At 62.4% G+C, this 19,538-nt stretch carries 16 protein-coding genes; 4 read left to right on the top strand and 12 right to left on the bottom strand.

Annotation, left to right across the window (positions count from 1 at the left end; all coding sequences use genetic code 11):
• Positions 1-41: 41 nt before the first annotated feature.
• Positions 42-1,223, bottom strand: a complete 1,182-nt coding sequence (locus AC0VX3_RS05735) for a lytic murein transglycosylase (protein WP_475525146.1) — start codon at positions 1,221-1,223, stop codon at positions 42-44.
• A gap of 210 nt (positions 1,224-1,433) precedes the next feature.
• A complete protein-coding gene (locus AC0VX3_RS05730; protein WP_475523908.1) occupies positions 1,434-2,900 on the bottom strand; it encodes an outer membrane beta-barrel protein in 1,467 nt (488 codons plus the stop codon).
• Positions 2,901-3,105: 205 nt separating this feature from the next.
• Here AC0VX3_RS05730 and AC0VX3_RS05725 point away from each other — a divergent pair, with 205 nt between their 5' ends.
• From AC0VX3_RS05725 to AC0VX3_RS05715, 3 genes are all read left to right on the top strand, one after another.
• Positions 3,106-4,119: a KpsF/GutQ family sugar-phosphate isomerase gene (locus tag AC0VX3_RS05725; RefSeq protein ID WP_348152064.1), complete on the top strand. Its 1,014-nt coding sequence runs from the start codon at positions 3,106-3,108 to the stop codon at positions 4,117-4,119.
• Between the two features lie 155 nt (positions 4,120-4,274).
• Positions 4,275-5,042, top strand: a complete 768-nt coding sequence (locus AC0VX3_RS05720; protein ID WP_475523907.1) for a motility protein A — start codon at positions 4,275-4,277, stop codon at positions 5,040-5,042.
• A gap of 26 nt (positions 5,043-5,068) precedes the next feature.
• The gene (locus AC0VX3_RS05715; RefSeq protein ID WP_342893094.1) at positions 5,069-5,926 is read left to right on the top strand and encodes a flagellar motor protein MotB; all 858 of its coding nucleotides are present in this window, start codon (positions 5,069-5,071) and stop codon (positions 5,924-5,926) included.
• A gap of 53 nt (positions 5,927-5,979) precedes the next feature.
• Here AC0VX3_RS05715 and AC0VX3_RS05710 read toward each other — a convergent pair whose 3' ends face one another.
• From AC0VX3_RS05710 to AC0VX3_RS05665, 10 genes are all read right to left on the bottom strand, one after another.
• The gene (locus AC0VX3_RS05710; RefSeq protein WP_342893095.1) at positions 5,980-6,435 is read right to left on the bottom strand and encodes an NfeD family protein; all 456 of its coding nucleotides are present in this window, start codon (positions 6,433-6,435) and stop codon (positions 5,980-5,982) included.
• Positions 6,432-7,418, bottom strand: coding sequence for an SPFH domain-containing protein (locus tag AC0VX3_RS05705; protein WP_475523906.1), 987 nt, complete (start codon positions 7,416-7,418; stop codon positions 6,432-6,434). The genes AC0VX3_RS05710 and AC0VX3_RS05705 overlap by 4 nt, the downstream gene beginning before the upstream one ends.
• A gap of 200 nt (positions 7,419-7,618) precedes the next feature.
• The gene (gene hemH / locus AC0VX3_RS05700) at positions 7,619-8,710 is read right to left on the bottom strand and encodes a ferrochelatase (protein ID WP_475523905.1); all 1,092 of its coding nucleotides are present in this window, start codon (positions 8,708-8,710) and stop codon (positions 7,619-7,621) included.
• A 514-nt stretch (positions 8,711-9,224) separates the two neighbouring features.
• Positions 9,225-10,463 (bottom strand): phenylacetate--CoA ligase family protein, encoded by a 1,239-nt coding sequence (locus AC0VX3_RS05695; RefSeq protein ID WP_475523904.1) that lies wholly within the window; start codon positions 10,461-10,463, stop codon positions 9,225-9,227.
• Between the two features lie 37 nt (positions 10,464-10,500).
• Positions 10,501-11,355, bottom strand: coding sequence for an ABC transporter ATP-binding protein (locus AC0VX3_RS05690; protein WP_348152078.1), 855 nt, complete (start codon positions 11,353-11,355; stop codon positions 10,501-10,503).
• Positions 11,356-11,413: 58 nt separating this feature from the next.
• Complete coding sequence (locus AC0VX3_RS05685; RefSeq protein WP_475523903.1) at positions 11,414-12,745, bottom strand: ABC transporter substrate-binding protein; 1,332 nt, start codon at positions 12,743-12,745, stop codon at positions 11,414-11,416.
• A gap of 113 nt (positions 12,746-12,858) precedes the next feature.
• Positions 12,859-13,935 (bottom strand): branched-chain amino acid ABC transporter permease, encoded by a 1,077-nt coding sequence (locus AC0VX3_RS05680; RefSeq protein ID WP_475523902.1) that lies wholly within the window; start codon positions 13,933-13,935, stop codon positions 12,859-12,861.
• A gap of 274 nt (positions 13,936-14,209) precedes the next feature.
• A complete protein-coding gene (locus tag AC0VX3_RS05675) occupies positions 14,210-15,163 on the bottom strand; it encodes a branched-chain amino acid ABC transporter permease (RefSeq protein WP_342893102.1) in 954 nt (317 codons plus the stop codon).
• A gap of 16 nt (positions 15,164-15,179) precedes the next feature.
• The gene (locus AC0VX3_RS05670) at positions 15,180-16,007 is read right to left on the bottom strand and encodes an ABC transporter ATP-binding protein (RefSeq protein WP_475523901.1); all 828 of its coding nucleotides are present in this window, start codon (positions 16,005-16,007) and stop codon (positions 15,180-15,182) included.
• Entirely contained in the window at positions 16,004-17,989 is a 1,986-nt protein-coding gene (locus tag AC0VX3_RS05665) for an AMP-binding protein (RefSeq protein WP_475523900.1), read from the bottom strand. The genes AC0VX3_RS05670 and AC0VX3_RS05665 overlap by 4 nt, the downstream gene beginning before the upstream one ends.
• Before the next feature lie 482 nt (positions 17,990-18,471).
• On the opposite strand from AC0VX3_RS05665, the gene AC0VX3_RS05660 reads away from it, so the two are divergent.
• The gene (locus tag AC0VX3_RS05660) at positions 18,472-19,452 is read left to right on the top strand and encodes a helix-turn-helix domain-containing protein (RefSeq protein ID WP_475523899.1); all 981 of its coding nucleotides are present in this window, start codon (positions 18,472-18,474) and stop codon (positions 19,450-19,452) included.
• The last annotated feature ends 86 nt before the right edge of the window (positions 19,453-19,538 follow it).

The following is a 19,538-nucleotide window of genomic DNA, read 5'->3' as shown; positions in this document are numbered from 1 at the left end:
CCAGCCGCGATCATTGGGAACCCATTTGACCGCGGTGGATGTTATCCGTCCATCTTCAGCCGCGCCAGCAGGACGATGGAGGCATAGCCGTCCGGCACCATGCCGCGCGCCTGCTGATAGGCCCGGATGCCGCGCCGGGTCGCCGGGCCGACTTTGCCGTCGGCGCTGCCGACCGGATAGCCGCGCCGGTTCAGCAGCGCCTGCAACTCGGCGGTCTCCGACCGGCTGAGCGGCAGATGCTCCCGGGACCAGTCCCCGTCGAGCGGCCCGCCGCCGATGAGCCGGTCGGCCAGGTGCCCGACCGCGAGCGCATAGGCCGTGGCGTTGTTGTAGCGCTTGATGACATAGAAATTGCGCAGCATCAGGAAAGCCGGACCGCTGGCCCCCGCCGGCAGAACCAGGATGCCCTTGTCGGACGGGCGCGGAAAATCCCGGCCGTTGGAGCGGCGCACGCCGTAACGGCGCCATTCGCCGAGCGTCAGCGTCTTGTCGCCATCGGCCAGATGATAGTCGAAGCCCGCCGGCAGCTTGACCTCGTAGCCCCAGGTCTTGCCCGTCTGCCAGCCGTGTTTCTTCAGATAGGCGGCGGTGGAGGCAAGCGCATCGGGGATCAACGTCCAGATGTCGCGGCGGCCATCGCCATCATAATCGGCGGCATAGGCCTTCCAGCTCGACGGCATGAACTGGGTGTGCCCCATGGCGCCCGCCCAGGAACCTTCCATGTCCTTGAAGCGGACATGGCCCGCCTGGACGATGCCGAGGGCTGTCACCAGCTCCTTTTGCCAGAAGCTCTTGCGGCGCGGCGCGGCATAGGCGAGCGTCGCCAGCGCCTGAATGACATTGTGACGGCCCATGTAGCCGCCATAGTTGGTTTCCATGCCCCAGATGGCCAGCACGGCTTCCCGGTCGACGCCGTAGCGGGCCTCGATCCGTTGCAGCACGGTGCCGTATTCCTTCAGCAGCTTGCGGCCTTTCTCGACGCGATCGTCGGAGACGGCGCTGTCCAGGTAGTCCCAGATCGGCTTGACGAATTCGGACTGCTTGCTCATCAGGCGCAGCGTATCGTCATCCGGCTGCATGCCGGAAAACACCGCATTGTAGGTCTGCCTGGAAATTCCGGCGGCCTCGGCCTTCGGCCAGAAGCCCCGGACGAAGCGGTCAAAGGCCTGGTCGGCCCGGGCCGGAAGCGCCAGGGTCACCATGGACATCATCATGGACGTCATCAGGACCGCCAGCAGGGCGGCGCCCGGCTTCTTGCCCGGACTTTTGCCCGGACTTTTGATGGGCCGTCGGGAATATTCAGTTCGGGGAAAAGGCATCACTTCTTTCGCGATCCGCCGTGCATGGCTCAGCATCAGGGCCTCCTTGACGCCCAGGTCCGTATCAGTGTCTGCCCCCGACCCATGAATGATCTTGATTTGGTTACCGTACAGTTAATGCCGGAATCTGAGGCCTGCTTCAACAGCGTTTTCGGTATAATCTCCACCGGACTGCGAACTGTCGAACCGCCGGTGCGTGTAATCCGCCGTCAGCGCCACGTTCCGGGTCAGGGCGAAGGTGACCCCGCCGAAGCCTGTCAGCGTCTGCTCTTCGATGGAAACGCCCTCGTAGGTCCGGTAGCTGTATCCAAACCCGGTTTCGGCGACCACCCGGTCGCTGAAGCCGTGGGCGACCCGCAGGTCGCCGGAATAGATGATCGAGCCGCTGGCGCCATCGATGTCGGTTGCCTCGAAACTGGTCCCCAGGCCCGCGGTCACCGTGGTCAGGCGGCTGGGGGACCAGACCAGAGAGGCGTCGACGATAAAGCCTGACAGAGCCTCCAGCCGGCTGTCGTCAATGTCCTCGATGCGCCAGCCGGCCCCCAGTTCGCCGCTCAGCTTGGGACCGGAAGCGATCGTCACCCCGCCCCGGAGCTGGTAGCCGTTGGCATCACGCTTCTCGCAAAGGCTGTCGCTGCAGGTTTCGTCGAACCGCCTGAGCAGCAAGGCGCCTTCCACGAAGGGCGACACCACGCTGCCGGTGTTTCCATCGAGCCTCAGGCTGGCCGAATAGAGCGTGTTGTTGCGCCCGCTTTCAGACCCGCTGTCGGTTGTATAAAGGTTCCGGTCCGCGCCGATCGCCGCCGTCGCCGCGATCCGGCCAACGCTGCGTGTCCCGCTCACATCCGCCGAAAGCGCATGATTGTGATCCGTACCGGACGCCGAGGCCTCGGCGCTGCCGTCCTCCTCGCGCGTGTAGGAATAGGCAAGGCTGGTCGTCACCTGGGTCGCCTCGCTGATGTCCAGCCTCAGATTGGCTGCCGCGAAGACGGAGGTGTCGTCGTCGTCCGGATTGGACGGATAGCCCGAGTAGGTGCCGCGCAGGGAGACGTCGAGCTCGTGCCGGGACCAGTCGGAGGTCAGCGACAGATCCGGGGAGATCAGGTAAAGCGCGCCGGCTGTGCCCGATGACGAGCCCGAGGTGTTGTCGGTCCAGCCTGTGGACACGGACAGTTGCGGCGTGAGCGTGAAACTCCCCAGACGGATGCCCTGCGCCGCGTCGAAGGTGGTATCGCCCCCGAAGACACTGTCGTCTATGCCGGTTTCCGACAGCGGGACGGCGCGGGTAACGGCGGTGATCCTGTCCGCGAACGGCCGCACCGGCGTGACCTGTCCATTGGTGCCCAGTCCGCTGGAACCTGTTTCCGCGGCGGCGGAATTGAGACTGGAGCGCAGGGCGTAGACCCCCGCTTGCGTCGGATTGGGCGCCACGGTCTCGGCCGCCTGATCCGCGGCCTCTTCCGGCGCGAGCGCATCTTCCGGGTCGCCGATACCGCGCAGGTCGTCAGGAACCGTCTGCGCAGCCGCGGGAGCGGTCTGCAACACGGCTAGACAGAGAAGCGTTTGCAAGAGACGGTGCATGAAATTCCGGGACCAGTCGACATCGTGTCCTCTCCAAACTGACCAAGGATGGTTAATGCTTCGTTTCTTCTTTGCAAAATGGATGTTACAAAGTGCGGACAACGGCCCTTGCATTATCTAATCCATTTAAACAATCCCGGGTTCTTGATCCGGCCGAAGGTCTGGCATAGAGCTAGGCAGTCAATAACAAAAAAAGACCTGTTCCATGCCCAATTCCCTGCCCGACCTGCCGTCCGAAGAAGAGATCGACAAGCTGTCCCAGTGTCTTGTGTCCGCCGAACGGACGCTTGAAACCGAGATTGCCGGTCTGAGCGCGGTTCGGGCGGCTCTCAAGAACGGGCTTTCGGGTCCCTTCGGGCAGACCTTCGAACTGATCCGCAAGAGCACCGGCCGCGTCATCGTCACCGGGATCGGCAAGAGCGGCCATATCGGCACCAAGATCGCCGCGAGCATGGCCTCCACCGGAACACCGGCGTTTTTCGTACATGCCAGCGAAGCCAGCCATGGCGATCTCGGCATGATCACGGACAAGGACGTCGTCCTGGCCATGTCCTGGTCGGGGGAAACCCAGGAACTGGCCGGGATCGTCAGCTACACCCGCCGCTTCAAGGTGCCGCTGGTCGCCATCACCTCCCGTCAGGACAGCACCCTGGGCCGGGCCGCGGATATCGTCATGAAGTTGCCGAGCGTCGCCGAGGCCTGTCCTCACGGCCTCGCGCCGACCACATCCGCCCTGATCCAGCTTGCGATCGGCGATGCGCTCGCGGTCGCGCTTCTGGAAGGCCGCGGTTTCACGGCACAGGATTTCCGCGTCTTTCATCCGGGCGGCCGTCTCGGCGCCAGCCTGAAGACAGCCCGGGACATCATGCATACCGGCGAGCGGATCCCGGTGGTCCCCGCCGAAACGCTGATGAGCGAAGGCATCGTGTTGATGACCCAGCGCGGTTTCGGTGTTCTGGGTGTCACGGATGAGCTCAGGCAACTGATCGGCATCATCACCGACGGCGATCTGCGCCGCCATGTCGGCTCCAACCTATTGAGCAAGACCGCGGGCGAAATCATGACCCGGTCGCCGAAGACGGTCAGCCCCGACACGCTGTCGGCCTCGATCCTGGAACTGGTCAACAGCCTGTCGATCACCTCGGTGTTCGTGATTGAGGACGGGCGCCCGGTCGGCATCGTGCATCTGCACGATCTGCTGCGGATCGGCGCCGCCTGAGGCGCTGCCGAAGTCACATCGGCCTCACGAAAGGTCATTTCCTAACGTCCGTGAGAAGAACACGCGCTACATTAGGAATTGATTAGCCATAGGTCCCGTACACTGCGTCCAAGTTCCCCTGGCTTGAAAGCCACAGACCTTGGTGTGTGTACAGAATGGATCTGGCGACATTAATCGGCATTGTCGGCGCGTTCGGCGTTGTTGTCACTGCTATTTTTCTCGGTGGCAGTTTCGGTCAGTTTGTCGACGTTCCGTCGATGCTGATCGTGCTCGGCGGCGGTTTTGCCGCAACGCTCATCCGTTTTCAGCTCTCCGATATCATCACAGCCTTCGTGACCGGTTTCAAGGTGGCGCTCGCCGGCAAGAACGCCAATCCGCGTGACCTGATCTCGGAAATCACCAATCTCGGCGAAATCGTGCGCAAGTCCGGTCCCCTGGGCCTGGAAAACGTGGATGTTTCCGATCCGGTTCTTGCCAAGGGCGTGCAGTATATCGCCGACGGGTATGAACTGGAGTTCATCAAGGAATCCATGGAGCGCGAGCGCGACCTGCAGCTGACACGTCTTTCGGAAGGCAAGCGCGTCTTCAAGGCGCTTGGCGATTCGGCCCCGGCTTTCGGCATGATCGGGACGCTGGTCGGCCTGGTGCAGATGCTGGCCAACATGGATGATCCGGCAGCGATCGGCCCGTCCATGGCCATCGCCCTGCTGACGACCCTTTATGGCGCGCTTGTCTCCAACATCATCTGTCTGCCTCTGGTGGACAAGCTCGACGCCAAGTTCAACGTCGACGACCTCAGCCAGACACTGATCATCGACGGTGTCTGCCAGATCCGGGAGTCCAAGAGCCCGGCCCTGATCAAGGAAATGCTGATTGCCTATCTGCCGGAGAAGGCGCGCGCCGAACTGGCTGACGCGGCTTAGAATGAAGACGGAACCGGACGCGCGGCATGGCTAAGAAAAAGAAACCGCAAGGCGGAGGCGGCGCTCCCGACTGGCTGGTGACCTTCGCCGACCTGATGTCCCTGCTCGTGTGTTTCTTCGTTCTGATCATCTCCTTCTCCATTCAGGACAAGGAGAAGCTGCAGGTGGTGGCCGGCTCGATGCGGGAGGCCTTCGGCGTGAAGGACACTTCCCGCAAAACCGGCATCATCGAGGTCGAAGGCATTCCCATCCGGGATTACATGAAGGACATCAGCCAGGTCGAGCAGGAAATGGACTCCGACTTTTCCCAGGAGCGCCATGAAAAGCGGCGCAAGCAGGGACCGGAAGCCAACACCCATGACACCCTGGAAGCCGATATCGAAAAGCCCCGCCAGTTCGCGACCGCGGCCGCGTCCCTCCGGCAGGCCTGGCAGGAGATGCCGGAAATCACCGAGATTTCCAACAACATCATTCTGGAAGAAAGCGAAGAGGGCCTGAACATCATGCTGATCGACCAGGACGGTCGGTCGATGTTCCGCGAAGGGTCGAAATACCCCTATGAGACCACCCGCCGCCTGATTGCCAAGATGGCGCCGGTGCTTGCGCGGATGCCCAACCGCGTCGAGATCACCGGCCATACGACAGCCGGCCAGTTGTCCGCGAACCCGAGCTACACCGGCTGGGACCTGTCCAGCGAACGCGCCAACATCGCCCGGCAGATCCTCTCCGAATACGGCGTGCCCGAGGATCAGTTCTATGCGGTTGTCGGCAAGTCGGATACGGAACCTCTGTTTCCCAACGACCCCTATCTGGCCGCCAACCGGCGGATCGGCATTCTGCTGAAGGCGGAAGAGCCGCCGCTTCCCCTCGGCCACAAACCCTGAGCGAAGCCGCGGCTGGGACCAGGCTCTTCAGACCGGCTTTCCCGCCCTCATGATCACTCTGCGCGCGAAACCACCAGACGGACGCCGTCGATGGAGTCCACCCGCACCTTTGTTCCCGCGGGCAGATCCGGACCGGTGATCCGCCAGATCGTATCGTCGATGGAAAGGCTTCCGGCGCCTTCGCTCAAGGGAGCGGCGAGCGTGAATTCCCGGTTGATATAACGGCTGCCGCGCTGGTTCAGCCCCGGATCGCCCTTTTCCGACGACAGCCGGGACATCAGCCGCCGGCCGGCGAGAAGGCTCACCACAGACAGCACCATGAACAGTCCGACAAGGATCTGCCAGCTGAAGCCGAACACCAGCGCCACCACACCGACCACCAGCGCCGACACGCCGAACCACAGGAAGATCGTGCCGGGCACCAGGATCTCCAGCCCCAGCAGGAGCAGGCCCAGAACGAACCAGCTCCAAGGCCCCAGCAGAGCAATGATGTTTTCGGTCAGGCTCACGAGGTTTCTCCGCCGGACCCGCCGGTATCCGGAATGCGGGACGATGTGCCGCCAGTCCTCTTGCCATCGCCGAACGCTTCCTTCGCGATTTCACCGATGCCGGACAGCGCGCCCAGCAGCGAGGTTGATTCCATCGGCAGGATGAGCGTTTTCTGGTTGCGGGAGGTCGCCAGTTCCTTGAACGCCTCGACATACTTGTTGGCGACAAAGTAGTTGATCGCCTGAATGTCCCCGGCGGCGATCGCCTCGCTGACCATTTGTGTTGCCTTGGCTTCCGCTTCGGCGCCGCGCTCACGGGCTTCCGCATCCCGGAACGCGGATTCCCGGCGGCCTTCGGCCTCCAGGATGAGGGACTGTTTTTCGCCCTCGGCTTTCAGGATTTCGGACTGCCGTTTTCCCTCGGCCTCAAGAATGGAGGCGCGTTTTTCGCGCTCCGCTTTCATCTGCCGTCCCATGGCATCCACCAGATCGCGCGGCGGATTGATGTCCTTGATCTCGATACGGGTGATCTTGATCCCCCAGGGTTCGGCGGCCGCGTCGACCACGCGCAGGATCTGGGCGTTGATCTCGTCGCGGTTGGACAGAAGACTGTCCAGGTCCATCGACCCCATGACCGACCGGATGTTGGTCATGGTCAGGTTCAGGATCGCGTTCTGGAGACCCAGGACTTCATAGCTGGCCCGGGCGGCGTCGAGCACCTGGTAGAAGGTCACCCCGTCCGCGGTTACCGTCGCGTTGTCACGGGTGATGACTTCCTGCGACGGCACGTCGAGAACCTGCTCCATCATGTTGAGCTTGTGACCGATCCGGTCGATGAACGGGATGATGAAATTGAGGCCCGGCTTCAGGGTCTTCCGGAATTTGCCGAAACGCTCGATGGTATAATTGAACCCCTGGGGCACGGTTTTCACCCCGGCGAAGAAAACCAGAATGACCAGCACCAAAAGGCCGATCAGGACAATGTCTAATCCTGCGATAGGCATGGACGTCTCCCGTAAAGCAATCAGATAGCGCCGCCACTATGCGCTGAATCAACAAGCTGTTCCAGCCTATTCGCCGGTCGGGGCGGCCCGGAGTGTCTTCCGGATCCCCCGGGCATATTGCACGCGCGTGTGACCGTACGCACGGTGCATCAACGCCCTTGGATGGGTCAGATTTTGGACCTTCAACCGTCTCCGCCCGGTTATCCGCCGGTCCCGATCCAGCCGCCCAGTTCACGCCGGACGATATGCTCCAGCACGTCCATGCCCAGACCGCTGTCGTTGAGGCACGGGATGTGGCTGAAATTCTCGCCGCCGTTCTCCTCGAAAATCTCGCCGGCTTCGCCTGCGATTTCCTCCAGGGTCTCGAGACAGTCCGCGACGAAACCGGGGTTCATCACCGCAACATTCCTGACCCCGTCCTTGGCCAGTTGTTCCACGGTCTTGTCCGTATAGGGCTGCAGCCACTCCTCCGGTCCGAACCGCGACTGGAAGGTCACCCGCAACTTGTCCGTATCCCAGCCGAGCACCTCGCGCATCAGCCGCGTCGTTTTCATGCAATGGCAGTGGTAGGGATCGCCGCGCTTGAAATAAGACTGCGGGATCCCGTGGTAGGAGGTCAGCACCACGTCCGGTTCGAAATCGAGACCCGCGACATGCTCTTCGACCGATTTCGCCAGCGCGGTGACATAGACCGGATCGTCGTGATAGGGCGGCACGGTACGGATCGCTGGCTGCCAGCGCAGTTCCAGCAGCGTCTTGCACACGACGTCGTTCACGGTCGCGGTCGTGGCCGCCGAATACTGCGGATAGAGCGGAAACACCAGGATCCGGTCGCAACCATCGTCCTTGAGCGCCTTCAGCTTGTCCGGGATCGACGGCTTGCCGTAGCGCATCGCCCAGTCGATCTTCAATTGCCCGCCGGCATCGCCCATGATCTCCGCGAGCTTGTCGGACTGGCTGCGGGTGATCGTCCTGAGCGGCAACTCATTCTTCTCGTGGTTCCAGATTTCCTCATAGGCCTTGCCGGACTTGCCCGGCCGGGTCATCAGCACGATGCCGTAGAGGATCGGATACCAGAGCGCCCGCGGCCACTCGATCACGCGCTTGTCGGACAGGAATTCGCGCAGATAACGGCGCATCGGCCAGTAGTCCGTTGCATCCGGCGTTCCCAGATTGACCAGAAGCACGCCGACCTTGCCGCTTTTCACGGACGGATGGTCCTTCGGCAGGTGTATTTTCCGGAACTCTTTTTCCTGGTCGGCAGCCAGGGCAGCGGACGGTTGAACGGTCATATGGGGGACATTCCTCGAGGCTTCTGTCACTCTGCCGCTTTACATAGGCCATGCGGCCATCAAGGCCAATGCGGCATTTTTCATACGCTCCTTGAAGCGGCCGGATCAGTTTCGGGCGACCCGTCAGCCGAAGAAATGAAAATCGGCGGCGTTCCGGCCTTGAACCAACACCAGCTCAAGGCCCCGGATCCAGTCCCCCAAGCGCTGACTTCAGGTGTCTTACGGCTCCGTTCCTCGCTTCACGGTCACCCCGGACGCAGCGTAAGCGAAGATCCGGGGCCTACTCGTTTGCAGAGCGGCCCGTCGAAAGCGCAGCCTGCGCCAAGAGGAAAGGCGAGTGGGGCCCGGGTCTTCGCTGCGCTTCGCCCGGGGTGACACCAGAGACGACGGGGCACGCCCGAGTTCCGGAACCGAATTGCTCGTCAAACGACGCTTGAGACACCTGATGTCGGCCCATGCGGGATCAAATCCGGGGCGGCCGGAAGACCGTTTGAGAACAGCGAACGCCTGGCGTTCAACTGTACTCCCGTTCGTCGGCAATCACCTTGCCGTCGTTCGGCAGTCCGCCGGGAGCGACCAGTTCGACATCCCCCTTGAGGCGGGTCACATCGCGCAGGGTCGCGGCGACGCGGTCGGCAAGACCGTTCTCCTGCGTCTCGGTCTCGACTGTCAGCGTCATGGCGTCCGCATCGCCGCGCCGGACCACCGCCAGGCGGGCCTTGCAGATCTCCGGATGCGTGGCGACGATCTGGGCGATCTGGGCCGGATCGACAAACATGCCCTTGATCTTGGTCCGCTGGTCCGCGCGCCCCATCCAGCCGGCAAGCCGCATGTTGGTGCGCCCGCACGCCGACTGGCCGGGAACAATTCGCGACAGGTCGCCCGTTGCAAACCGGATCAGCGGATAAAGACTGTTGAAGTTGGTCACGACCAGTTCGCCGACCTCGCCTTCCGCAACCGGGTCGCCCGTTCCCGGGCGGACAATCTCGACAATATAGTCCTCGTTGACGACCATGCCCTCACGCGCTTCCGTTTCATAGGCGATCACGCCGAGATCCGCTGTGGCGTAGCACTGGCCGACCTGGATGCCCTGGTCTTCGTAGTCCTGCCGGAGGGACGGAAACAGGGCCCCCCCGGACACAAGGGCCTTCCTGATGGAAGAGACATCCCTGCCCTGTTCGCGGCCGCGGTCCAGAAGGACTTTCAGATAATCCGGCGTGCCGACGAACCCGGACGGCTTCAGCACTTCGATCGCCTCCACCTGCGTGTCGGTGTTGCCGACCCCCGCCGGAAATACGGTGCACCCGAGCGCGATCGCTCCCTGATCCAGAATGAACCCGCCCGGTGTCAGGTGATAGGAAAACGCGTTGAACACAACGTCACCCTTCCCGAATCCGGCGGCAACCAGCGCGCGCGCGCCATTCCAGGGATCCGGCCCGGGTGCCTGCGGCTCCCAGATCGGTCCCGGTGACATGAACACCCGTGCGGCACCGGTCAGCTCCCCGGCCAGAAAACCGCCGAAGGGCGGGTTGGCCTTCTGCCGCTCCAGAAGGTCCGACTTGCGCAGAACGGGCAAGGCTGCGAGCGCGCGCCGGTCCGTGACCACGGCGGGATCATGCCCCGCCAGATGGGCCGCCCAGCCCAGAGCCCTGGTGACTGCGTGGCCAATCAGCTCCGGCAATCTGGCAAAAAGCTGCTGTTCGCGCTCGGCGGGATCAAGCCGCTCGCGCGCGTCAAACTGGGTGTCGCTCATGATCGTTTCCGCCTTTCCGGCCCCGGGTCATGGCCGATCAGGCCAGCCAGCGCTTCCGTCGTTTGTAGTGTTTCACGTTCCGGAACGACCGGCGGCCCTCGCCGCCCACGCCCAGATAGAATTCCTTGACGTCCTCGTTCTCGCGCAGCGCCTTGGCATCCCCGTCCAGCACGATCCGGCCGGATTCCAGAATGTAGCCGTAGGTCGCGTATTTCAGCGCCACGTTGGTGTTCTGTTCGGCCAGCAGGAAGGACACGCCCTCGTTCTGGTTGAGCTGTCTCACGATCTCGAAGATTTCCTCGACCAGCTGCGGCGCCAGGCCCATGCTCGGTTCGTCGAGCAGGATCATCTTCGGCCGGCTCATCAGAGCGCGTCCGATGGCGCACATCTGCTGTTCGCCGCCGGAGGTATAGCCGGCCTGGCTCTGTCGCCGTTCGCGCAGGCGCGGGAAATAATTGTAGACCATTTCAAGGTCGGCCTTCACCGCACCGTGCCCGTCCTTGCGGGTATAGGCGCCGGTGAGCAGGTTCTCTTCAATGGAAAGATGACCGAAACAGTGCCGCCCCTCCATCACCTGGATGCAGCCCCTGCGGACCAGGTCGTTGGGCGACAGGGCCTGGACTTCGTCTCCCTCGAACAGGATCTTGCCTTTTGTCACCTCGCCCCGTTCCGCGCCGAGCAGATTGGACACCGCCTTGAGGGTCGTCGTCTTGCCCGCGCCGTTGGCACCGAGCAGCGCCACGATGCCGCCCCTGGGAACCGTTAGCGAAACACCTTTCAGAACCAGAATGACGTGATCGTAGATGACTTCGATATTGTTGACCGCAAGGATCGTCTCGGCCGCTTCCGCTGCCGTGTCAGTCCCGCTCTGTTCCATATCCGCTAATGCCATTCCGTGCTCTCCTGAGAGGCTCCGCCGCGCGCAGGTCGCGCGGCGGAGCAGACTGCCGTCAGTTCGGGCAGGGTTCGGTCCGCGCCGGCCACGGCGCATTCTTCTCGGCATAGTCCTTTGCGGCTGCTTCCAGCAACGGACGGACGATGTCGGTCATCGGCTCGATCCAGTCCGAAGCCTGCTGCCACTTCTTGCCGTCCCACTGCTGAATGAAGACCGGATGGCTGCCGGCATGGTCCTCGCAGGTCACCTTCATCGGATGCGCAAAGCCTTTCAGGCCCAGCTCCTCGAGGCGCGCCTCGTCGAGATTGAGCGCTTCCAGACCCATGCGCATGTCCGCGCCGGTGATGACCTTCTTCCCGGTCAGCTCCTGTGCGGTGCGGATGCCTTCCGCGATGATAACCGAGTTCAGGACGCCGCGGTTGTAGAGCGTGCCGCCGATGGTTTCCGCGTCCGTCGAGCTCAGGCCCGCGTCGATGACATGCTTCTGGATGTCGGCGAGGGCCGGGAAGTCGCTGCCGACGCCGGAAAAGTTCATCGCCTTGTAGCCCTTGGCACCTTCTCCGCCGGCCGCTGCGTCATCGTCGCCCGCTGACCACCAGACGCCGATGAACTTGTCCATCGGGAAACGGATCTTGACGGCTTCCTTGATGGCGGTCGGGTTCATCGCGCCCCAGCCCCACATGACCATGTAGTCCGGACGGTCGCGCCGCACGTTCAGCCATTGCGAGGACTGGTTCTGCATTTCCGCGCCCGGCACCGGATACTGCAGCAGTTCAAAGCCGTATGTCTCGGCCAGTTGCTCCAGAAGCGGGATCGGCTCGCGGCCGTAGCCGGCATCCAGGAAGATGTAACCGATCTTCTTGCCCTTGAGGTTGTCCAGGCCGCCTTCCTGCTCGCCGATGTACTTGATCACAACCGACGCGCCGTCCCAGTAGGTGTCCGGTACGTTGAAGACCCACGGGAAGACATTGCCGTCCGCGGCCGCCGACAGGCCGTAGCCCATGGACAGGACCGGGATCTTGTCGACACCGGCTTTCGGGATCAACTGCAGTGTGATGCCGGTGGAATACGGGTTGTAGACCAGGGCGCCCTTGCCCTTGGTGGCTTCATAGCACTCCACGCCTTTCTGGGCGTTGTAGCCGGTCTCGCACTCTTCCAGCTCCAGCTTGACGCCACCGATGCCGCCGTCGCGCTCGTTCAGCATTTTCAGGTAGTCATGCATGCCGTTGGCGATATGGATACCGGACCCGGCATAGGGACCGGTACGGTAGGTCAGCAGCGGCACATAGTTGCTGTCCTGGGCCTGGGCCGCCGGTGTCATGAGACCGGTCAGTCCGACGCCGACGGCAACAGCCGCTCCCAACGCGAGTTGCTTGAAGTCTTTCATGTTTTTCCTCCCATGCGGCGAAAGTCGATAAACGCCGCCGGACCTGTTGCGCCATTCCTCACCGGCCTGGTCCAGGGTCCGGATGACGTACGAAAAGACTGGTCGCCCCAAGCCTAGTAGGGGAACGGCCAGACCCTGAGTTTCTGTTTCACGATCTGCCACAACCGCGCGAACCCGTGCGGCTCGACGATCAGAAAGAAGATGATCAGCGCGCCGACGATCATGAAGGTGGCATGCTCCACGGTCTCCGCCGCGATGTCGATACCCAACAGACCCGGAACGAATTTCAAGAACACCGGCAGGATCCAGATGAAGGCCGCGCCCATGAACGCGCCGCCAAGGCTGCCGAGCCCGCCCAGGATCACCATGAACAGGATCTGGAAGGACAGCCGGATCGAATAGGACGACGGCTCCGCTGCATTCAGCCAGAAGAACACCATCATGGCCCCGGCGACGCCGCAGATATAGGACGACACCGCGAAGGCCATCAGCTTGGTCCGCAGGGGCTGGATGCCCATCAGTTCGGCGGCGATGTCCATGTCGCGGATCATCATCCACGAGCGCCCGATCCGTCCGCGCAGAACATTGGCCATCAGCAGGGCCAGCCCGGCGGTGATGCACAGCACCACGAAATAACGGGTGATCGGCAAGGCCTCGGCACCGGAGACGATAAAGCCGAACATTTCCCGGCGCGGCACTTCGATGGCGCCGGAGGCATTGTAGTTGTAGAGCCAGGGAATGCGGATGAAGCACCATTCCAGGAAGAACTGCGCCGCCAGAGTTGTCACGGCCAGATACAGCCCCTTGATGCGCAGACTCGGCAGGCCGAACACCGCCCCGATGGCCGCGGAAAACACCCCCGACACCAGCACCATGATGATGACATTGGCGTCCGGAAAGATCGAGGTCAGCTTGTAGGCCGCATAGGCGCCGACGCCCATGAAGGCGCCGGTTCCCAGAGACAGCTGGCCGCAATAGCCGGTCAGGATGTTCAGTCCGATCGCCGCCAGCGCGAATATCAGGAACGGGATCATGATCGAGGTCAGGAAGAAATCATTGGCAAAGGCGGGAATGACCGCGAAAGCAATGATCAGGATGACGGCCATGCCGATCCGGTCCTGCAGGATCGGAAACAGCGCCTGGTCGGCCTTGTAGCTGGTCTTGAATTGTCCGGCTTCGCGATAAAACATGGGTTAGAGCCTTCCGTGACCAGATTGAAGCATTCTGCAGGAGCCGGTTTGGTTCAAGGTCGAGGGGTTTGCCGAAGGCCGTGCCGGTCGCACGGTCGAGGCGAAGCCCGACGGCATTGGGCCAAACAGGCCCTGCCCTTCGGGTTTGTTTCCAGCGGACGCCTGCTTTGTCGGACCGCTTGCCCATAGTACCGCTATGGGCTGCACGCCCCTCCGCGCAGGTCGCCTCGCTGTACAACAAACAGAATGCGTCAATCTGGTCATGGAAGGCTCTCTAAATCCGCTCGATGATGCGTTCGCCGAACAGGCCCTGCGGCCGGAACAGAAGGAAGATCAGGGCGATGATGTAGGCGAGCCAGGATTCAATACCGCCGCCGACAAGACCCCCCCAGTAGAGTTCGCCGATCTTCTCGCCGAAACCGATGATCAGGCCGCCGACGATGGCGCCCGGGATCGATGTGAACCCGCCCAGGATCAGCACCGGCAGCGCCTTGAAGGCGACGATCTCCAGTGCGAAGGAGACATCGGACCGCGCCCCCCACATGATGCCGGTCGCCAGCGCCACCAGACCGGCGGCGAACCAGACGATCGCCCAGATCTGGTTGAGCGAAATGCCGACGGACAGGGCCGCCTGGTGATCGTCGGCGACCGCCCTGAGCGCCCGGCCGATGCGGGTCTTGTTGAAGAAGATCCCGAGCGCCGTCACCATGATCACCGCGATGACGGCGGCGGCGATGTCGATATGCTGCAGGATGATCAGCCCGCGCTCGCCCATCTCGAACGCGGTCGAACCGGTCGGCAGGCCGAGTTCCTCGGTAATCATCTGTTTCGGCTCGCCGCCGAACACGAACTCGCCGAAGCCGACCAGGAAATAGGTCAGCCCGATGGTCGCCATCAGCAGGATGATTTCGGGCTGGTTGACCAGCGGCCGCATCACCACCCGTTCCACCCCGTAGGCCAGAACCCCCATCACCGCGATGGTCAGGATGAGTGCCAGGAAAGCCGGCACGCCGTTCTCGTGAAGGCCCACCAGCGTCAGTCCGGCGAACACCACCATGATGCCCTGCGCGAAATTGAAGACGCCCGAGGCCTTGAAGATCAGCACGAACCCGAGCGCGATCAGCGCATAGAGGATCCCGGCGACGAAGCCTTCCCACAGAACCTGCAGGAAGAAATCCGGCATGTCGTACATCTGCACGAAGGGATCTATGAAAATGTCGTAGAGCATCACGTTACCCCCTTCGTTAGTGACTGACGCCGAGATAGGCGTCGATGACGGCCTGACTAGCCTGGACCTCTTCCGGCGGACCGTCCGCGATCTTCTTGCCGTAGTCGAGCACGACCACCCGGTCCGAAAGATCCATGACAACGCCCATGTCGTGTTCGATCAGCGCGATCGTCGTCCCGAATTCCTGGTTCACGTCGATGATGAACCGGCTCATGTCTTCTTTTTCTTCCAGGTTCATGCCGGCCATCGGCTCGTCCAGAAGAAGCAGCTCCGGTTCCATGGCGAGCGCCCGGCCGAGTTCGACCCGCTTCTGCAGGCCGTAGGGCAGACGCCCCACCGGGGTCTTGCGGATCGCCTGGATTTCGAGGAAATCGATGATGTCCTCGACCTTCCTGCGGTGTTCGATTTCCTCGCGCTCCGCCGGACCGCGCCACAGCACCTGCCAGAAGAAATTGCGGCGCATCTTCAGGGACCGGCCGGACATGATGTTGTCCAGCGTCGTCATGCCCTTGAACAGCGCCACGTTCTGGAACGTGCGCGCGATGCCCTGGCTGGCTGCCTCGTAAGGCTTCATCTTGCGCCGCTCCCGGCCACGCCAGGTGATGGTGCCTTCCTGGGGATGATAAAAGCCGTTGATGACATTCAGCATCGAGGTCTTGCCGGCACCGTTCGGGCCGATGATCGCCCGGATCTCGCCCTTGCGGATGTCGAAGGAGATGTCGGTGATCGCCTTGACCCCGCCAAAGGCCAGCGACACGTTGTCGACCCTGAGCAGGACCTCGCGCTCGGCGGCCGCATCCGGACCTGCCGGTGTCTGCGCCTTGTCGGCGACAAAAGCATTCATTCGGCGGCCTCCCGTGTGGCCGGGCCGGCATCATGGCGGGCCATGTCGCGGATCTCGACCGTCGCCTCGATCGCGCCCTTGCGGCCGTCCTCGAAGGTCACTTCCGTCTTGACGTATTTTTTGGCCGAACCGTCGTAAAGCGCCTCGATCAGGGGCCCGTAGCGGTCGGCAATGAAGCTGCGGCGCACTTTCTGGGTCCGTGTCAGTTCGCCGTCATCCGCATCAAGTTCCTTGTGCAGGATCAGGAACCGCCTGACCTGGGCACCCGCCATCATCGGCTCGCGCGACAGATCCCGGTTGACCTGATCGACATGGCTTTCGATCATGGCATAGACATCCGGATGCGCGGCCAGTTCCTGATACGAGGCGTAATTGACGTTGTTGCGCTCCGCCCAGGAGCCGACGGCGGTCAGGTCGATGTTGATGAACACCCCGACCCGGTCCCGCTCGTGACCGAAGGCCACCGCCTCCTTGATGTTGGGAAAGAACTTCAGCTTGTTCTCGATATATTTGGGCGCGAACAGGGCCCCGTCGGTCAACTTGCCGACATCCTTGGCCCGGTCGATGATCTTCAGGTGACCGTTGTCGGCGATGATGCCGGCGTCGCCCGTATGCACCCAGCCGTCCGGCGTCTTGGTGCTCGCCGTCGCCTCGTCATTCTTGAAATAGCCGACGAACACGCCAGGCGAGCGGTACATGACCTCGCCGTTTTCGGCGATCTTCAGCTCCACATCCGGCGCCGGTTTGCCGACCGTGTCGCCATGGATCTCGCCGTCAGGCTGCAGGGTGATATAGACGCTGGCTTCCGTCTGGCCGTAGAGCTGTTTCAGGTTGAGGCCGAGCGAACGGTAGAACTGGAAGATCTCCGGCCCGATCGCCTCGCCCGCGGTATAACCGACCTTCATCCGCGTCAGGCCCATGCGGTTCTTCAGCGGGCCGTAGACGCAGAACTCGCCGAGCTTGTAGAGCAGCCGGTCCTTGAGGCCGACCTGTTCGCCATTCAGGATCTTCTCGCCGGCCCTGCGCGCGACATCCATGAAGAAGTCGAACATGGCGCGCTTGGTGCGGCCGGCGTCTTCCATGTTGACCATGATCATGGTCAGCATGGTCTCGAAGACCCGCGGCGGCGCGAAGAAATAAGTCGGCGCGATCTCGCGCCGGTCGACATCGATCGTGTCCATGTTTTCCGGACAGTTGACGCAATAGCCGGCCGTGAAGGCCTGGGCGAGCGAGAACACGTGATCGCCGATCCACGCCATCGGCAGATAGGCGAGCACTTCCTCGGTTTCATTCAGGTTGTCGAACACATTGCCGTTGCGCGCCGAGATCACCAGATTGTCGAAGGACAGCATGACGCCCTTGGGGCGCCCGGTCGTGCCCGAGGTGTAGAGCATCACGGCGATGTCCGCCCCCTTGCCGGACGCGAAACCCTGCTCCCACTCGCCCGCAAGCGAGGCCGACTGGCCCAGCAGTGCCCGTCCCTTGTCCTGGACCGATGCGTAATGGTGAAGGTGGGTGTGGTCGTAGTCCCGCAGGCCCCGCGCCTCGTCATAGATGACGTGTTTGAGTGACGGCACCTCGTCCGACATGGACAGCAGCTTGTCGACCTGCTCCTGGTCCTCGACAACCGCGAAAACCACTTCCGCATGGCCGAGCACATATGCCATTTCCTCGGCCACGCTGTCCGCATACACCGGTACCGGCACCGCCCCGATCGCCTGCGCGGCGACCATCGCCCAATAGAGCTGCGGCCGGTTCGCGCCGACAATGGCGATCTTGTCTCCGGCCTTGAGCCCGAGTGACTGCAATCCGATGGAAAATGCGCGGATTTCCTCCGCCACCTCGGACCAGGTCCAGCTCTGCCAGATCCCGAAATCCTTCTCCCGGAACGCGGTCCGGGACCCGAACACCTGTGCATTGTGCATCAGGATCTTCGGAAAGGTGTCCTCCCCACGCGACGAAGCGCTGGCCGACCCAACCATATGTCGTTTCTTCCCCTTGGAGTTGCCCGCATCCGAAGGAACGCGGACAAGATGCTCCATCTTTGTTCTGGAGGATCGCCCTGGCCACGGTCATGCCGTGACGGCGGATTGATCCTTTGAAGGCGCCCCGGTTTTTCCGGGATCATTCCCTGCCGCCCATGAAACGCCCTGCCGCCGCAAGCTTCAACCGGAAATTTCCGGAAAATGCGCGACAGCCCGCCTCACGACCGACGACAGGAGGCTAGGTCGGCGGATTTGCAGCAGTATGTTTCAATCATGTCGAATTGTTGCAATCGCGCTGCGGCTGCGAAAGGCGGGCAACCGCAGTGCAACGTGGCCGGACAATGCGCGCCGCCGCAGGTCCACGCAAATTTGACGAACACGTATATTTCCGGCAGACATGGTAGAAATTACAAGAACGGTCCGGAAACCAATCCGGATCTTGGGGGCCCCAACTTGATTGCTTTCGGTTTTATCTGAACATGGCGAACGGTACGAAAGACGGCTCCCGCCCGCGCAGCATGCGGTTCCACTCGGCGACAATCGAGAATCCCGCAGTCCAGGCCTCGCTTCAGCCCTGGGTCGAGATGGAATGCGTCCAGTTGTCGGGCGGCTGCAAGGTGGCAATGCTCGACAGACTGGAAATCGGAAACCTGCAGTTCGTCCGGGAGGATCAGGACGTATCCGTCCAGAAGCTGGGTGCGACACCCGCCGATTTCTGTACCCTCTCCATCAGCGCGGAACAGCCGAAAACGCGTTTTTCCGAACACTGCGGCGAGCGGACCGACACGATCTTTTTCCTGCCCGGCAATGCTGAATTCGACGTCCATGTTCCCGGCGGAAGCGGAACCGCCTACATCGGATTCAGCCAGGAGGAATTTCTGATGAGTGCACGCGTGCTCGACCCGGCTTTCTGGGAGCGCCCGCCACTGGGGGTGGCGCCGTTGACCAGCCGCCGGTCCGGTGAATTCAGGACAGTGGTCGACCTGTGTTTAAAAGCCGCGCGCGAAGCGACCGCGCGCGGTGAAACCGGGAACCATGCGCACCTGCGCCGTCATCTGCTGCAAACCGTTCTGGAGATCGCGACAACGACAGAAGATTGCCCTGCGCCGTCATACAACGAGCGTATGCGTGCCTTCCAGGTCGGGCGAGACGCCCGGCGCTTCGTCGACGATCGCCTCGATGAGGACGTGTTGCCGAGCGTCATCGACCTCTGCGAAGTGCTCGGCGTCTCCGAGCGGACGCTGCGCTACGCCTTTCAGGAGTATGTCGGGCTTTCGCCGGTCGCCTATCTCCGCGTATGCCGGCTCAACAAGGTTCGCGCCGTGCTTGCAGCGTCAGATCCGGCGCACACCACGGTCACGCAAGCGGCGATGCGCCACGGTTTCCTCCATCTCGGCCGTTTTTCCGGCGACTACAGGCGGATGTTCGGCGAAACACCGTCGGCAACGCTCGGACGCTGACACGTAGTTGTTGACGGATTGCCGCAGCGTCCTCAATTCGCGCCGTTTTGCCGGAATCGGATAGCTCGCCCCGCGGCTCGTTTCTT

Source organism: Roseibium sp. QJM3NY_11 (assembly GCF_056173175.1).
The sequence above is the reverse complement of the archived record's forward strand: the minus strand, read 5'-3'. Positions and strand labels throughout refer to the sequence as shown.

What these genes read in the sequence shown, in the direction of transcription:
- AC0VX3_RS05720 (WP_475523907.1), top strand. Translation starts at nt 4,275, where the DNA reads ATGGATCTGGCGACATTAATCGGCATTGTCGGCGCGTTCGGCGTTGTT.
- AC0VX3_RS05685 (WP_475523903.1), bottom strand. Translation starts at nt 12,745, where the DNA reads ATGAAAGACTTCAAGCAACTCGCGTTGGGAGCGGCTGTTGCCGTCGGC.
- AC0VX3_RS05690 (WP_348152078.1), bottom strand. Translation starts at nt 11,355, where the DNA reads ATGGCATTAGCGGATATGGAACAGAGCGGGACTGACACGGCAGCGGAA.
- AC0VX3_RS05680 (WP_475523902.1), bottom strand. Translation starts at nt 13,935, where the DNA reads ATGTTTTATCGCGAAGCCGGACAATTCAAGACCAGCTACAAGGCCGAC.
- AC0VX3_RS05695 (WP_475523904.1), bottom strand. Translation starts at nt 10,463, where the DNA reads ATGAGCGACACCCAGTTTGACGCGCGCGAGCGGCTTGATCCCGCCGAG.
- AC0VX3_RS05735 (WP_475525146.1), bottom strand. Translation starts at nt 1,223, where the DNA reads ATGACGTCCATGATGATGTCCATGGTGACCCTGGCGCTTCCGGCCCGG.
- AC0VX3_RS05660 (WP_475523899.1), top strand. Translation starts at nt 18,472, where the DNA reads ATGGCGAACGGTACGAAAGACGGCTCCCGCCCGCGCAGCATGCGGTTC.
- hemH (WP_475523905.1), bottom strand. Translation starts at nt 8,710, where the DNA reads ATGACCGTTCAACCGTCCGCTGCCCTGGCTGCCGACCAGGAAAAAGAG.
- AC0VX3_RS05725 (WP_348152064.1), top strand. Translation starts at nt 3,106, where the DNA reads ATGCCCAATTCCCTGCCCGACCTGCCGTCCGAAGAAGAGATCGACAAG.
- AC0VX3_RS05715 (WP_342893094.1), top strand. Translation starts at nt 5,069, where the DNA reads ATGGCTAAGAAAAAGAAACCGCAAGGCGGAGGCGGCGCTCCCGACTGG.
- AC0VX3_RS05730 (WP_475523908.1), bottom strand. Translation starts at nt 2,900, where the DNA reads ATGCACCGTCTCTTGCAAACGCTTCTCTGTCTAGCCGTGTTGCAGACC.
- AC0VX3_RS05665 (WP_475523900.1), bottom strand. Translation starts at nt 17,989, where the DNA reads ATGGTTGGGTCGGCCAGCGCTTCGTCGCGTGGGGAGGACACCTTTCCG.
- AC0VX3_RS05705 (WP_475523906.1), bottom strand. Translation starts at nt 7,418, where the DNA reads ATGCCTATCGCAGGATTAGACATTGTCCTGATCGGCCTTTTGGTGCTG.
- AC0VX3_RS05670 (WP_475523901.1), bottom strand. Translation starts at nt 16,007, where the DNA reads ATGAATGCTTTTGTCGCCGACAAGGCGCAGACACCGGCAGGTCCGGAT.
- AC0VX3_RS05675 (WP_342893102.1), bottom strand. Translation starts at nt 15,163, where the DNA reads ATGCTCTACGACATTTTCATAGATCCCTTCGTGCAGATGTACGACATG.